We start from the raw sequence: 14,666 nt of genomic DNA on the forward strand, positions 1-14,666 counted from the left end.
GATGGCGCGTCCTGCCGCGCCGATGGTTCACGCCGCCCCGCCCGCAATGGCGCGACCGCCTGCAATGGCTCGGCCACCCGCGATGGCTCGGCCGGCCGCACCTGCGTTCCATGCCCCGCAGCGACCGGCGATGGCGCCGCGCCCGGCGCCGCATTTCGCCGCCCCATCAGTGCGCCAGGCTCCGCGGATCACCGCGCCGCGCGTCGCAACGCATCGGCCCGAATTCCGTCGTGGGGCACCGCAGCGCCCTGCTCCTCATGTGGCCACGCCATCGCGCCCGAGCCCACCGTCGCGCTTGAGCGCACGGCCGTCGCCGACGGAGCGAATTCAACAGCGTGCGCAGCAGCGGCAGCAGCTCGTCCAGCAACGCCAGCAGGCCACGCAGCAGCGGCAGCGTGACACGCTCTCGCGTCAGACCGCGGAGCGGCAGACCCGGATCGATCGCCTGCAGCAACGTGTGCAGCAATTGCAGTCGCAGAAGGTTCAAGGCGCACGCGCGCAACGCGTCCACGACCGCGCGCTGCAGGCGCAGAACCGCCTGCTGCAGCGCGAGCAGCGCTCACAGCAAGCCGACCTTGCCCGCCAGCAGCGATTGGCGCCGACAGCGACCGTTGGTGCCGCCACAGCGGCTGCAGCCGCGACGACGGCCGCGACGCAGGCCGCCCAACGCGAGCGATTTGCCGCGCGCTTCCGCGAGCAGGCGGGCGCGCAAAGCCAGGCGGCGCTTGCGATGCGCCAAGGTGGCTGGGCGCCCCGCAATGCCTGGCGGCGCGGCCACCGCGCGGCGTTCGTGGCGTGGCTTGGCCCGGTGTTCCTGCCTTACGCCTATTCGGACATCTTTGATTACACGTTCTGGTCCTATGCCTACGAACCGGGCTATTGGGCCTACGCCTATGACGACTTCGTCGACACCGTGTTCTGGGACACCAACAGTCCCTACTCCGCCTATGCCAGCATCGAACCTGGCGATTATCCGGCGACCGCAGGCCGCACGCGATCCCGTCAACGGGCCGATACGAGCCCGCAGGCCATCAAGCAGCTGTGCGGTGAACCCGACAAGGGCGTCACGGCCTGGCCGCTTGCCGACATCGCGCGAGTAGTGCGGCCGAGCCAGCAGCAGCGCGTCCTGCTCGACGATCTGAAGACTGCCGCAACGGAGGCCGCCAACGTCTTCAAGGACACTTGCAGCGACAGCTATGCCATGACGCCGACCGGCCGCTTGCGGTCGATGCAAAACCGCATCGCCGCGACGCTCGAGGCGATCAAGATCGTGCGGCCTGCGCTCGAGAATTTCTACAGCTCGCTCAGCGACGAGCAGCAGGCCCGCTTCAATGCGCTCGGTCCGCATGTCGGCGAGCGTTCGCCGCAACAGCAGGAAACGACCGCGCAATCCGGCAATTGCGGCGATTCGAAATCCGACCTGGCGCAACTGCCGATCAACCGGATAGAGGCCTCGCTGCATCCGGCGGGCAAGCAGAAGGAAGCGCTCGATCGCCTGAGCGATGCGACCACAAAGGCCATCGCGGACCTGCAGGCGGCCTGCCCGAACGATGTGCCGCTGACCCCGGTCGGCCGGCTGGAAGCGATGCAGCGCCGGCTCGAGGCCATGCAGAAGGCGGCGACGCTGATCGAGCCTGCGCTGGACAAGTTCTATGCGTTGCTGAGCAGCGAGCAGAAGGCGCGCTTCAACACGCTGCAGCAGGTCGCGAGCCCTTGAGGCCTCCGGCCTGCAATCCTCACCGCACGGCGCGCGCGACGCCGGTCCCCCGTCTTGCCTTTGCGGCCGCCGCACAGCAATGTTCGGCACCGGCATCCTGATGCGGTGTCGAATGACGGGGCAGGAATGAAACGCAGTTGGACGAGCATCGGTGAGCTGCGCGAGCGCTGGGGCGATTCCCTGCTGACCGTGCTCACGGCCCTGATCATGGTCATGATGTTCGTGATAGCGCCGCTCCAGGCCCTCGGCCTGTTCGAATTCCAGATCTTCGAACTGCTGCTCGCGCTGTTCCTGGTCGGCGGCGTGTTCCTGATGTCGGGGAGCGCAATCGCGGTTGCCGCGATGCTGGTTGCGCTTGCCATGATCGTCACGGGCGGAGTCCTGAGGCTGCGTTCGCCCTCGATCATCGACCTCAATCTGTTCGCCGGCTCGTGGCTGATCGTCGGCATCACCCTGGCCGTGACGGTGGCACGCGCGACATTTGCGCCGGGCCGCGTCACCTATCACCGCGTGATCGGCGCCGTCCTGCTCTATCTATCCGTTGCCGTGATCTTCTCGGCACTCTACACCTTCATCGGCACGCTGCTGCCGAACGCCTTTTCCGGGATGAAGATGGAGGACAGTCCGGCGCTGGCGAACCAGCTGATCTATTTCAGCTTCATGACGCTGACGACCACCGGCTATGGCGACGTCGCCCCGCTGCATCCGATCGCGCGCAGCCTGTGCAATCTCGAGGCGATCTTCGGCCAGCTTTATCCCGCAACGCTGCTGGCGCGGCTCGTGACGCTCGAGATCACGCACAGCGATCAGGATTCGTGAGCGCGATGCGGGACTAAAGCGCGATGAGATGAGCTTGAATCGCCATCGCGCTTTAGATTCTTGTTTTCGCATGATCTTTTCGGAAAACCGCTTCGCACTTTTTCGGATCATGCTCTATTCGGGCGGCTATCTGAACCGCAGGTTTGTGCGAGAGAGCTGGCTGATCGAGGAATACCCCATCAGCCGCATGTCCCGCACCAGCTCGGTCTGCAGCAAACCAAGCGCCCGCTCGACTCCGGCCTGACCGGCCGCCGCCAGCGGATAGAGATAGAAACGTCCGAGACCGACGGCCTTGGCGCCCAGCGACAGCGCCTTCAGCACATGGGTGCCGCGCTTGATGCCGCCGTCCATCATCACATCGATCCGGTCGCCCACGGCATCGACGATCTCGGCCAGCTGATCGAAAGCCGCCCGCGAGCCATCGAGCTGCCGGCCGCCGTGATTGGACAGAATGATGCCGGTGCAGCCGATCTCGACCGCACGCTTGGCATCATCGACCGACATGACGCCCTTCAGGCAGAACTGGCCATTCCACTGCCGGACCATTTGCGCGACGTCGTCCCAAGTCATGGCGGGATCGAGCATCTCGGTGAAATAACGCCCGATCGACATCGCGCCGCCGCTCATGTCGACGTGCTCGTCGAGTTGCGGCAGCTTGAAGCTCTCATGCGTGACATAGTTGATGGCCCATGCCGGCTTGATGGCGAATTGCAGCATGCCGCCGAGCGTGAGCCTGAACGGGATCGAGAATCCTGTCCTCAGGTCGCGCTCGCGGTTGCCGCCGGTGATGCTGTCGACCGTCAACATCATCACGTCGACGCCGGCCTGCTTGGCGCGCTGCATCATCGCCGTGTTCAGGCCGCGGTCGCGGTGAAAATAGAACTGATAGACCTGCGGCGTCGCGTAGGCCTTGCGCAATTCCTCCAGGCTCACGGTGCCGAGCGAGGACACGCCGAACATCGTACCGTATTTCGCCGCGGCGGCAGCGACGGCCCGTTCGCCCTGATGGTGAAACAGACGCTGCAGCGCGGTCGGCGAACAATAGAACGGCGTTGCCAGCTTCTGGCCCATCACGGTCACCGAGAGGTCGACGTTCTCGACCCCGCGCAAGATATTCGGCACCAGATCGCACCGCTCGAAGCTCGCGGTGTTCTGCCGAAGCGTCGCCTCGTCGTCCGCCCCACCGTCGATATAATCGAAAATTGGCCCCGGAAGCCGCCGCCGCGCCAGCTCGCGGAAGTCATGGAAATTGTGGCAATCGCTCAAGCGCATGTCGTGCTCCGAAGGTCCGGGCCGCGGATTTCAACGGCCCTCACTGCCGTTCAAACCCACAGCCTCCGGAATAACGGGCACGCCTCGCCTTGTCCACCGGACCAGGCTGGCGGGTCAAACCACCGTCCGGTGGCGCTCGATACAGGTCCGCAGCACCTCGTCGAGCGGCCGGCCCCACCAATCATTGGAGAAGATCTCGATCTCCGAATAGCCGGCGAAGCCCTGCGCCTCGACCATCGCGCGCACCGACTTGATGTCGATCACGCCGTCGCCCATCATGCCGCGGTCGTTGAGAATGTCCTTGGTCGGCACCAGCCAGTCGCAGACATGGAATGCGAGCAGGCGATCCCTGGCGGCGCGCGCGATTTGGCTCTTCAGCTCCGGATCCCACCAGATGTGATAGACGTCGAGCGCAACGCCGATCGCGCCGCTGCGGCCGGGATCGAGGGCCTCGCAGATGTCGAGCGCGTGCTTCGTGGTGTTCACGCAGGCGCGGTCGGCGGCATAGGCCGGATGCAGCGGCTCGATCGCGAGCGGCAGCTTTGCCTGCTTTGCATAGTCCAGCATCTCGGCGATGCCGTCATGGACCTGGTTGCGCGCCGCGGCGATGTCCTTCGAGGCCGCGCTGCCCGGCCGCGAATATTGCGGCAACCCGCCGACCACGAGCACGATGCAGGAGGCGCCGAGCGCCACGGCCTCGTCGACCGCGCGGCGATTGTCGTCCCGCGCCTCGCCGCGATGCGCGTCATCAGCCGAGAACATACCGCCACGGCAATAGCCGGAGAGATCGAGTCCGGCATCCTTGACCGCGCGCACGGCACGGTCGAGCCCGACGGCTGCGACCTGGTCGCGCCAGGGATCGATGGCGCGGATGCTGTGACGCGCGCAGGCCTCGATGATGGCGAGGAGATCGCCCTGCTTGCGGACCGTCGCCGTGTTCAGCGACAGCCAGCGGTGATCGTTGGAAAAGTCGCGCATCAGGCGTCGATACCGCGTGTTGTCAGGATGGCCTGCATCCGTCGTGTCGCAAGTTCTGGATCGGCGAGCAGCCCCGCCTGGTCGGCAAGCCGGAACAACTCGGCGAGATGCAGGGTCGAGCGCGCGCTCTCCTGTCCGCCGACCATCGTGAAGTGATCCTGGTGACCGTTCAGATAAGCCATGAACACGATGCCGGTCTTGTAGAAGCGGGTCGGCGCCTTGAAGATGTGGCGCGACAGCGGCACTGTCGGGCCGAGCACGTCGTGGAAGCCGGCCTCGTCGCCCGTCGCCAGAAGCGACAGCGCGTAGGACGCCGCGGGCGCGATCGCGTCGAAGATGCCGAGCAGCGCGTGGGAGAATCCCTTGTCGTCGCCGGCGATCAACTCCGCATAATTGAAGTCGTCGCCGGTGTACATTTTCACCCGCGGATCGAGCCGCCGCCGCATGTCGATCTCGCGCTGCTTGTCGAGCAGCGACACCTTGACGCCATCGACCTTGGCCGCGTTGGCGTTGATGATCGCAACCGCCGTGTCCATCGCTCTGTCGAGATCGGCCGTGCCCCAGTAGCCTGCCAGCGCCGGATCGAACATGTCGCCGAGCCAGTGGATGATCACGGGCTCCCGGACCTGCGATAGCACGCGGTCGTAAACCCCAGCGTAATCCTCCGCATTCCTGCCGAGCCTTGCCAGCGCTCGCGAGGCCATCAGGATGATCCGCCCGCCGGCCTTCTCCACCGCCGCGAGCTGCACCTCATAGGCGCGGATGACGTCGTCGATGGATTTCGCATCTTCGACCGCGAGGTGATCGGTGCCGGCGCCCGAGAAGACCAGCGCGTTGCCCCTCGCCTTCGCCGCCCTCACCGAGCGCTGGATCAACTCCAGCGAGGTCGCCCAATCCAGCCCCATGCCGCGCTGCGCGGTGTCCATCGCCTCGGCGACGCCGAGGCCGAGATCCCAGATGTGCTCGCGGAATGCGATCGTCTTGTCCCAATCGATCGCAGCCGTCAGCCAGGGATCGACGTCGGCGCGGGGATCGGCGACCACATGGGCGGCAGAGAACGCCACGCGATTGAGCGTGCCCTCGAGCTTCGCCGGAAAGGTCCGCGACGCCGCCAGGCGATAGATTTCAAGGCCACCGTCGGTGGTTGGCAGCCACAAGGACAGCGACGACTTTGTCAGGTTAGGCTTGGGCAGGACTGGCTTGTTCATGACGAAAGCCCTCTCTCAGACCACGATCGGAGCGACGTCGATCCAGCGCCGCTCCTTCCAGCTCTGCAGCGCGCATTCGGCGAGCTGCACGCCCTTGGCGCCTTCGAGCAGGGTGTATTTGTACGGCGCATCCTCGCAGACATGGCGGATGAACATCTCCCACTGCTCCTTGAATCCGTTGTCGTAGACGACGTTCTCCGGCAGCTTCTGCCAATCGGCATAGAAATCGTGCATGCGCTTCTCGTCCGGATTCCACACCGGCCGCGGCGTCGCCTGGCGCGCCTGGATCACGCAGTCGGTCAGGCCCGCGACCGCGGAGCCATGGGTGCCGTCGACCTGGAAGGTGACGAGATCGTCGCGGTAGACCCGCGTCACCCAGCTCATGTTGATATGCACGATCACACCACCCTTCAGCTTGAACGTGGCGTAAGCGGAATCGTCGGCGGTCGCCTGGTACTTCCCGCCCTTCTCGTCATAGCGCTCGGGGATATCGGTCGTACCGATACAGACCACGCTCTCGACCTCGCCGAAGAGATTGTCGAGCACATAGCGCCAGTGGCAGACCATATCCAGGATGATGCCGCCGCCATCCTCGGCGCGGTAGTTCCACGACGGCCGCTGCGCCTCCTGCCAGCCGCCCTCGAATACCCAATAGCCGAACTCGCCCCGCACCGAGAGCATGCGGCCGAAGAATCCGGAATCGCGCAGGAAGGCGAGCTTCTTCAGGCCGGGCAGGAACAGCTTGTCCTGCACCGTGCCGTGCTTCAACCCCTTGGCATTGGCGAGCTTCACGACCGCGACGGCTTCCTCCAGATTGGTCGCGATCGGCTTCTCGCAATAGACGTGCTTGCCGGCGTTGATCGCCTTGGTCAGCAGCGAGGGCCGCGCCTGCGTGGTGGCGGCATCGAAGAACACGGTGTCGCCCTTGTCGGCCAGCGCCCGATCGAGATCGGTGGTGTGGCGGTCGATGTTGTAGCGCTTGGCGAGGCCAGCGACCTTCTCCGCGTCGCGGCCGACCAGGATCGGATCGGGCATGATGCGGTCACCGTTCGCCAGCTGCACGCCGCCCTGCTCGCGGATCGCAACGATCGAGCGGATCAGATGCTGGTTGAGCCCCATCCGGCCGGTGACGCCGTTCATGATCAGGCCGAGGCGTTTGGTCGTCATACTGTCTGCTCCTGCGAAACGCGTGGTGTGGGCCGCTTGAGCGGCTGCATGGTGGACCAGTCCGGATGGATCGAACTGGCAAAGCCCGGTGTGGCGGCGATCGATCCGGTCAGCAGATCGCCGTCATGGATGGCGAGGCGGATCTTGCCGCCGGCGCGCGTGTAGAGATCGGGATGCGCGGTGAGGAAGGCGTCGGCCTCGTCGGCCGGGGTGTCGGCAAAGCCGTCGACGTAATGGTGCCCATTGCGCTCGGCATGGGTGACGCCGATCAACGCGCCGAGCGCGAGGTCCTGCTGCACGCCGAGCCCGGCCTGGCAGGTCAGATCCTCGCCACCGATGAAGTACCGATCGCGATCCGAACTCCATGCCGCTGCGCGCGTCGCATTGATAATCGACTTGTAGATGCCCTTGCACGATTTCGAGGAAATGCCGCGATAGCCGAGCGCCCGCGCCTGCGGGAAGGCATCATATGAATCGTCGGCCTCGTCGATGATGAAGTTCCGCGCGGCGAGCGTGCCAAGCGGCAAAGCCTTGGTGATATCGCGCGGCATCGGCTGCTCGATGTAGAGCAGGTTGGCCGCGATCGGCCGCAACGCGGCGTCATGGTCGAGCCGGTCCGCCAGCGCATTCAGCGCGGCAAGATCGGCATACTGCTCGTTGGCATCGAGCGTGACCTTGACCGCGTAAGACAGCTTGGCGAGCTCGTTGCCGATCCGCGCCAGCCGCGCCGCATCATGCGCCGGGTCGCCGTTCAGCTTGAGCTTGAAATAGCGTGCTGCCGCGTTCTCGTTCGCGTCGGCGACGCCGCCCTCGCCTTCAACCTTGTCGTCCATCCCGACCGTATGCCTGACGGCGACACGATCGAGCCGCTTGCGTGTCGAAAGGAAGCGCACAACAGCTGCATCATCGATATCCTGCGTCAGCCGCGCGTCGATGCCGGCGATATTGCCGGCCATGCCGTCGAAGAAATTCGCGCTGGCGGCGCGCAGCAACGCGTCCAGGATCGCCTTGTCGATCTCGGCCGGGCCAAAGCCGGCGGCGAGTGGCGGAATGTCCTCCGCAGCGCAGGCCGCGACCTGCGAACCGATACACCGGGCATGCAGGCCGAACGCGGTCTCAAAGCCCTTGTTCGCCAGATAGAGCTCGCGTGCGATCGCAAGCGAGCGGCGCAGGCCGTCGAGCGACTGCGCTTCGGTCAGATGCGGTCGCTTGTCGAACCATTTCGGCGCCAGCATTTCGGCGCTGGCGCCGGTCGCCCGGCCCTTGCCCTCCACCTCGATCTCGACCCGCACGAACAGCTGCGTCGACGCGGTGATCGTCACCGCACCGAAGCGGAACGGCCGTGCGAAGGCCAGCGGCCGTTCGAAGAAGGCGATATCGTTGACTTTGAGGCGAAGCGTCATCGAAGGCTCGGTTCAGTCCAGCGACCCCTGCGTGAAGAAATGCTTGCGGATCCGCTGCACCAGCTCGGTGAAGACCGGATCGGACATCGTCTCGAGCGAGCGCGGCCGTGGCATCGGCACATCGTAGATCGCCGCAATCGCGCCGGGCCGCTCGGTCATCACGAGGACGCGGTCGGCAAGGAATACGGCCTCGGGGATCGAGTGCGTGATCAGGAGCACCGTCTTGCCGGTTTCGCGCTGGATCCGCATCAGCTCGACATTCATGCGCTCCCGCGTCATGGCGTCAAGCGCGCCGAACGGCTCGTCCATCAGCATGATCTTGGGATCATGCACCAGCGCGCGGCAGATCGAGGCGCGCTGCTGCATGCCGCCGGACAATTGCCAGGGCAGCTTCTTCTCGAAACCCTCGAGCCCGACCAGCTTCAGCAGCGCCTTGGCGCGGGCGAGATATTTGTCGCGGGCGAGCCGCTTCATGTCGATCGGCAGCATCACATTGGAGAGGATGTTGCGCCATGGCAGCAGCAGCGCGTTCTGGAACACGATGCCGACATTGCCGTGCGGCTTGGTCACCACCTCGCCGTCCACCAGCACCTCGCCGGTCGTCGGCGGCAGCAGGCCCGAGATCATCTTCAGCAGTGTGGACTTGCCGCAGCCGGACGGCCCGACCACGACAAAGAACTCGCCCTCATTGATGGTAAAGTCGAGCGGCCTCAGCGACGGCACATCGCCGTCGCGCGAGCGGTAGGTCTTCGACACGCCTGATAGTTTGATGCCGGGCGCGGCACCGGCCGCGCGGTCCGACACCAGGCGCAGGTGCGCGGCGGGCTGCTCGGCAACTGTCTTCATCGCTGATTTCATGGTGTCTGGTCCAACGAAAGGCGCCCAATCCTCACTGTCATTCCGGGATGGTCCGAAGGACCAGGCCCGGAATCTCGAGATTCCGGGTTCGATGCTTCGCATCGCCCCGGAATGACGGCGGCAATTGCCCTCACGAATTGCCCTTTGGCAGATAGTCGTTGGTGTAGAACGCCTTCGGATTGGCCTTGGCCTTGGCGTCGAGGCCGCCATACTCGACCATCAGATTGACCGACTCGGTCATGTTCTGGTCGGTGACCTGGAACGGCCGCTTGGTCTTGGTCTCCGGCGTGCGGTAGAGCGGGATCGTCAGCTCAAAACCCTGGGTCAGCGTGTCGATCTTGCCGCCCTTCGGATTGGCGTCGAGGATCGACTGCGCGGCCGCCTTGGGGTCCTTCTCCGCGGCCTCGACCGCCTTGGTCGTTGCCGACATGAAGCGGCGGACCAGGTCGGCGTTAGCCTTCACATAGTCGGAGTTCGCGATGATGCCCGACGACACCATGTTGATACCGTAGTCGGCGAACTTGATCGGATAGACGTCCTTGCCGGTGGCGTCCTTGATCTTCATCGACTGGTCCATGACGTAGCCGAGCAAGAGATCGGCCTGGCCGTTGATGACGGCGTTGAGCTTGGTCTGGCCGTCGCCGGCAACGGTCTGGAAATCGCTTTCCTTCAGGCCGGTCTTCTTCAGGAACAGCGGCCAGATCTGCGTCATCGAATCCGCCGGCGTGATCGCAACCGTCTTGCCCTTGATGTCCTCCGGCTTCCTGATGTTCTTGTCGGCAAGGCTCATCGCCGACATCGGGCTGGTCTGCAGCAGCACGCCGGTGGCGATCACGGGCGCGCCCTTCACCGCCGCGCGCATCATCGTCGGCACGTCGACATAGCCGAAATCCGCGGTCTTGGCCGCCACCGCCTGCGTGGTTGCGGCCGAGCCGCGGCCTTCCTGGATCTCGAGGTCGATGCCTTCGGCGGCATAGATGCCCTTGGCCTTGCCGTAGTAGAACGGCGCGTGCTCGCCATAGACATACCAGTTCAGCATCAGCACAACCTTGTCGGCGGCGGATGCCGGGGCTACCGCGAGCGCGGTCCAGGCCAATGCGGCGCCGGCGACCGCAATCAAACGCTTCATGGTTGTTCTCCCTTTATTGTCCGCGGCCCTTGTGTGGGCCGCTTGTTCGGTCGCTGCGTTAGGAAGCGAAACTGATGTCGTCGCGCTGGCTGACGTGCCAGGGGATCACCAGCCGCTCGATGCGGTCGACGATCCAGAACAGGATGACGCCGAGCAGCGCCAGGATCACCAGCGCCGCGAACATCGTCGGCAGGTCGAAAGTGCCGATCGAGCGCTGCATCACGTAGCCGATGCCGGAATTGGAGCCGACGAATTCGCCGACGACGGCGCCGACCACGGCGAGCGTCACCGACACCTTGAGGCCCGAGAAGATCGCGGGCATCGCATGCGGCAGGTTGACCGCGCAGAACACCTTGAAGCGGCTGCCCTGCATCGCGCGCGCGAGGTCGACCATGTCGGGATCGACGGATTTGAAGCCCTGCACCGCCGAGACCACCACAGGAAAGAAGCCGAGCAAAAACGCGGAGATCACCTTGGGGATGATGCCGAAGCCGAACCACACCACGAACAGCGGCGCGATCGCGATCTTCGGCACGGACTGGGAGAACACCAGCAGCGGATAGACGTAGCTCTCGACCGTCTTCGAGCCCGCGATCAGCATCGCGACGGGAATGCCGAACAGCGCCGAGAGCAGGAAGCCGCAGATCGTCGCGTACGTGGTCGGCCAGGACTGCCGCAGCAGCTCCGGCCAGTCGCTCCACAGCACCGCGACGACGTCGCCGGGCGACGGGATCTGATAGGCCGGGATGTGGAACAGGCGGATCGAGAGGTCCCACGCCACCACGATGACCACCAGGAACAGGAACGGGCGGACCCACGCCGCATTCAGCACCTTCGATAGGCTTGAGGGGCTCTTTGCCTCCGCCACGTCACGCTCCCTTGCAGTTTCTCTGTTTTCGGTTAGAAATTAACCCGTTGGATAAATACTGTCCAGCCCCTCGCACGCGGCAAAATCGCGCTGAAATGTGCAACTTTCGTCAGACGAGAATTATCGCTGAGTACTGTAGCCCGGATGAGCGAAGCGATATCCGGGGGAAATCTGTCCGCGGATGGTCTGGTCCCGGATGTCGCTTCGCTCATCCGGGCTACGAGCTATGTGCCTGGCAATGACTACAGACGAACCGCGAGCCCTCACACCACCCGGTGTTCGCTGGTGCGCAGCAGCGGCATCGCGCTACCGACTTCGGCCGTGGACTTGCCGGTCAGCGCCGCCAGCACCAGCGCCGTCATGTGCTCTAGGCGCTCGTCACGGGCGTCCTTCTTGAGCAGGTCGCGGCCGAAGATCACGCTCAAGGTGGCGCTATTGGAGAGATAGAAGAACGCGAGCCCCGCGATCGAGATATAGAGTTGCACCGGATCGACCGTGACACGGAAGTCACCGCTCTCGACCCCGCGCGTCACCACGGTGCGGATCATCTCGACAAAGGGCGAGTGCATCGACTTGACCTTGGTCGAGCGCTTCAGGTGCTTTGCCTTGGCGAGGTTTTCCGTGTTCAGCAGCGCCAGGAACTCGGGGTTGCGCAGAAAATAGTTCCACGTGAAGTCGATCAGGCGCCCGATCGCCTCGGGCGGATCGAGATGCTCGAGGTCGAGCGTGCGCTCCTCGGCGCGGATCTTCTCATAGGCGCCTTCCAGCACCTCGAGATAGAGATCCTCCTTGTTGCCGACATGGTAGTACAGCATGCGCTTGTTGGCGCCGGCATTGGCCGCGATGCGGTCGACCCGCGCGCCGGCGAGGCCATGGGCGGCGAATTCCTGCTTGGCCGCCTCGAGAATCCGCAGCCGCATCCCCTGGGGGTCGCGCTGCCATCTCTGTATCCGCTTTGCCTTCGCCAATTCGATCGCCCGGTGATGCTGAGCTGATGAATGTAGCATGACGCGCGACGTTTGAGAACGAATGTTGTCGTGACGGCCATGCGGGAATATTTCTCACAGTGCCCCTTCGTCATTCCGGGGCTCGCGAAGCGAGAGCCCGGAATCCATCGGACTGCGTGCTCCTTGGATGAATGGATTCCGGGCTCGCGCCAAGAGGCGCGCCCTCAGGTGCGCAATTGCGCACCGGGGAATGACGATGAGGCTTATTATCCGCCGCGCACGCTGTCGGGACGACGCGCGGATTGAACGCGGCCTAGTCTGGCTTTCCCTGTGAGGGCTGCACCAGGAGCGTCGGCACGCCGCAGGTACCGTTGCGCACCGTCATCACGCGCGTGCCGGGCTTGCGGCCGGTGCGAATCTCCGAGACGTCGACGCCGGCGGCAACCAGCCGCGCATGCGTAGCATCGGCATCAACGACGCGCCAGCAGATGCCGCGCAGCCGGTCCGGCGCGTCGGTCGCCGCCTTGTCGTTCCCTTTGGCCGGCCGGTGCGTGACCTCGACGACGAGGTCACCGCAGCGGAAGAACATCAGCCGGCCCCACTCAGGATGCGACCGGTCGAGTGCCATGTCGAGCCCGAGTCGCGCGCCATAGAGCGCTGCGGCGCGTTCCGGGTCGGCCGTCGAAACCACGACGTGATCCATCGCGGTGATCGAGGCCGGCGTGGTGCGGACCGACAGCGGCCGCTCCTGCTCCCGTTCCAGGAAGAACATGCGTACGCCGCGCGTCGCATCGGTCGCCGCACGCGTGCGTTTCCACGACAGCGTGGCGCCGCTGGTCTCGTCGCGGCTTTCGACCTCGGCGACAGGTTCGGGCTTCAGCGTCAACCGGTCGAGCCTGCGGTGCGTCCTGGCGATATCGCTGGTGCGGAAGCAGAGGCTCGCGAGCCCCTCGCCCTGGGTCGCGAGCGCAGTACGAACTCGCTGGGCAGCATCGTCATCGCCGCGCGGCGCCATCAATTCCAGCGTCGTGTTGTCGAGCGTGAACAGCACGCGGTCGGCGCCGTCGCCGCTGTTGCGCCAGGCCGGCGCCCGCGCGAACAGCGTCTCATAGGCGGCGCTGGCGGCGGCGATGTCCCCGGTCAGGACGACGACGTGGTCAAGACCGGTAATCATGGCGTTGGCCTCCCCAAATCTGCCGTCATGGTGCTTCTCCTTGCGCGTATCGGAACCACGACCTGCTGCCGGCCGTTATGCCGCATACCAGAACGGGCGACACATTCATCATCTCTACCTGTAAACCAAGCAGGGTTGCGAATAATTTCAGCGATATCGGCCGATCAGCGGTGCTAGTCTAGTCCGTGGCCGGGACCACACCAAGCGACGACGGGAAGCGAATGCAGGCTCTCTTCATTGGACAGACCTATATCGACGTCACCTTCATCACAGATCACATGCCGGTCGGCGACGAGAAACACGTCGCCGACGCCTATGCCGTCTCCTTCGGCGGCAACGCGGTGACCGCTGCGTTCTGCTGCGCCAAGCTCGGCGTCGAGCCGGACCTGATCGCCACCATGGCCAATGACTGGCTGGGGCGGATGTTCTGGGACATGGCCGACCGGTATGGCCTCTCGTTCCACCCGCGCAAGGTCAACTCCTCCTCGTTGTCCTTCATCATGCCCAACGACGGCAAGCGCGCCATCGTCCGCTGCCGCGACGACCAGCACATCCATCCCTTTCCGCTGCTGAACATCAAGGGCTGCCGCGCGCTGCACATCGACGGCCACCAGCCGGACGCCGCGATCCATTATGCGAAGCTCTGCCGTGAGGACGGCATCATGACCTCGCTCGACGGCGGTGGCCTGCGCACCAACACCCATGAGCTGCTCGCCTTCATCGACGTTGCGATCGTCGCCGAACGGCTGTGCGAGCAGATGGACAAGACGCCGGAGCAGATGCTCGACTATCTCAAGAGCCGCGGCTGCAAGATCGGCGGCGTCACCATGGGCGAGCGCGGCCTGCTCTGGTATGACGAGACGGGTACGGTGCAGACGCTGCCGGCGTTTCCGATCCCGCGCAAGCGCGTGATCGACACCAACGGCGCCGGCGACGTCTTCCACGGCGCCTACATCTATTCCTATCTCGCCAATCCCGGCAAAGCCTGGCATGAGCATTTCGAGTTCGCGCGCGCGGCGTCGACCTACAAGATCCAGAAGCTCGGTAACGAGGCCGGCCTGCCGACGCTCGACGATATCGCCGCGGTGAAGCAGGAGTTCGGCGCCGCGGTTTGACAGGGCTGAAT

Annotated in this window: 13 protein-coding genes; 3 read left to right on the forward strand and 10 right to left on the reverse strand. The window is 64.9% G+C overall.

Annotated features, from left to right (window positions below; all coding sequences use genetic code 11):
* The first annotated feature begins 295 nt into the window (after window positions 1-295).
* Complete coding sequence (locus tag QDT69_RS02905; protein ID WP_279705140.1) at window positions 296-1,717, forward strand: Spy/CpxP family protein refolding chaperone; 1,422 nt, start codon at window positions 296-298, stop codon at window positions 1,715-1,717.
* Window positions 1,718-1,843: 126 nt separating this feature from the next.
* Window positions 1,844-2,536 carry a potassium channel family protein gene (locus QDT69_RS02910; protein ID WP_279705141.1) on the forward strand — a complete coding sequence of 231 codons (693 nt, stop codon included), beginning with the start codon at window positions 1,844-1,846 and terminating at the stop codon, window positions 2,534-2,536.
* Window positions 2,537-2,662: 126 nt separating this feature from the next.
* Here QDT69_RS02910 and QDT69_RS02915 read toward each other — a convergent pair whose 3' ends face one another.
* From QDT69_RS02915 to QDT69_RS02960, 10 genes are all read right to left on the reverse strand, one after another.
* The gene (locus tag QDT69_RS02915; protein WP_279705142.1) at window positions 2,663-3,808 is read right to left on the reverse strand and encodes an alpha-hydroxy acid oxidase; all 1,146 of its coding nucleotides are present in this window, start codon (window positions 3,806-3,808) and stop codon (window positions 2,663-2,665) included.
* A 114-nt stretch (window positions 3,809-3,922) separates the two neighbouring features.
* Entirely contained in the window at window positions 3,923-4,786 is an 864-nt protein-coding gene (locus QDT69_RS02920; RefSeq protein WP_279705143.1) for a sugar phosphate isomerase/epimerase, read from the reverse strand.
* Entirely contained in the window at window positions 4,786-5,994 is a 1,209-nt protein-coding gene (locus QDT69_RS02925; protein ID WP_279705144.1) for a dihydrodipicolinate synthase family protein, read from the reverse strand. The genes QDT69_RS02920 and QDT69_RS02925 overlap by 1 nt, the downstream gene beginning before the upstream one ends.
* 15 nt (window positions 5,995-6,009) lie before the next feature.
* On the reverse strand, window positions 6,010-7,161 hold the full coding sequence (locus QDT69_RS02930) for a Gfo/Idh/MocA family oxidoreductase (RefSeq protein ID WP_279705145.1): 1,152 nt from the start codon (window positions 7,159-7,161) through the stop codon (window positions 6,010-6,012).
* The gene (locus tag QDT69_RS02935; protein WP_279705146.1) at window positions 7,158-8,564 is read right to left on the reverse strand and encodes a hypothetical protein; all 1,407 of its coding nucleotides are present in this window, start codon (window positions 8,562-8,564) and stop codon (window positions 7,158-7,160) included. Before QDT69_RS02935 ends, QDT69_RS02930 begins: the two co-directional genes overlap by 4 nt.
* Window positions 8,565-8,576: 12 nt before the next feature.
* The gene (locus QDT69_RS02940; protein ID WP_279705147.1) at window positions 8,577-9,422 is read right to left on the reverse strand and encodes an ABC transporter ATP-binding protein; all 846 of its coding nucleotides are present in this window, start codon (window positions 9,420-9,422) and stop codon (window positions 8,577-8,579) included.
* Window positions 9,423-9,552: 130 nt separating this feature from the next.
* The gene (locus QDT69_RS02945) at window positions 9,553-10,551 is read right to left on the reverse strand and encodes an ABC transporter substrate-binding protein (protein ID WP_279705148.1); all 999 of its coding nucleotides are present in this window, start codon (window positions 10,549-10,551) and stop codon (window positions 9,553-9,555) included.
* Between the two features lie 58 nt (window positions 10,552-10,609).
* On the reverse strand, window positions 10,610-11,419 hold the full coding sequence (locus QDT69_RS02950) for an ABC transporter permease (RefSeq protein ID WP_279705149.1): 810 nt from the start codon (window positions 11,417-11,419) through the stop codon (window positions 10,610-10,612).
* Between the two features lie 263 nt (window positions 11,420-11,682).
* The gene (locus QDT69_RS02955; RefSeq protein WP_279705150.1) at window positions 11,683-12,339 is read right to left on the reverse strand and encodes a TetR/AcrR family transcriptional regulator; all 657 of its coding nucleotides are present in this window, start codon (window positions 12,337-12,339) and stop codon (window positions 11,683-11,685) included.
* Between the two features lie 340 nt (window positions 12,340-12,679).
* Window positions 12,680-13,540: a VOC family protein gene (locus tag QDT69_RS02960; RefSeq protein ID WP_279705151.1), complete on the reverse strand. Its 861-nt coding sequence runs from the start codon at window positions 13,538-13,540 to the stop codon at window positions 12,680-12,682.
* A gap of 221 nt (window positions 13,541-13,761) precedes the next feature.
* Here QDT69_RS02960 and QDT69_RS02965 point away from each other — a divergent pair, with 221 nt between their 5' ends.
* Window positions 13,762-14,655, forward strand: coding sequence for a sugar kinase (locus QDT69_RS02965; protein ID WP_279705152.1), 894 nt, complete (start codon window positions 13,762-13,764; stop codon window positions 14,653-14,655).
* Window positions 14,656-14,666: the final 11 nt, after the last annotated feature.

The sequence above is a fragment of the Bradyrhizobium sp. CER78 genome (genome assembly GCF_029846235.1).
GTDB lineage: Bacteria > Pseudomonadota > Alphaproteobacteria > Rhizobiales > Xanthobacteraceae > Bradyrhizobium.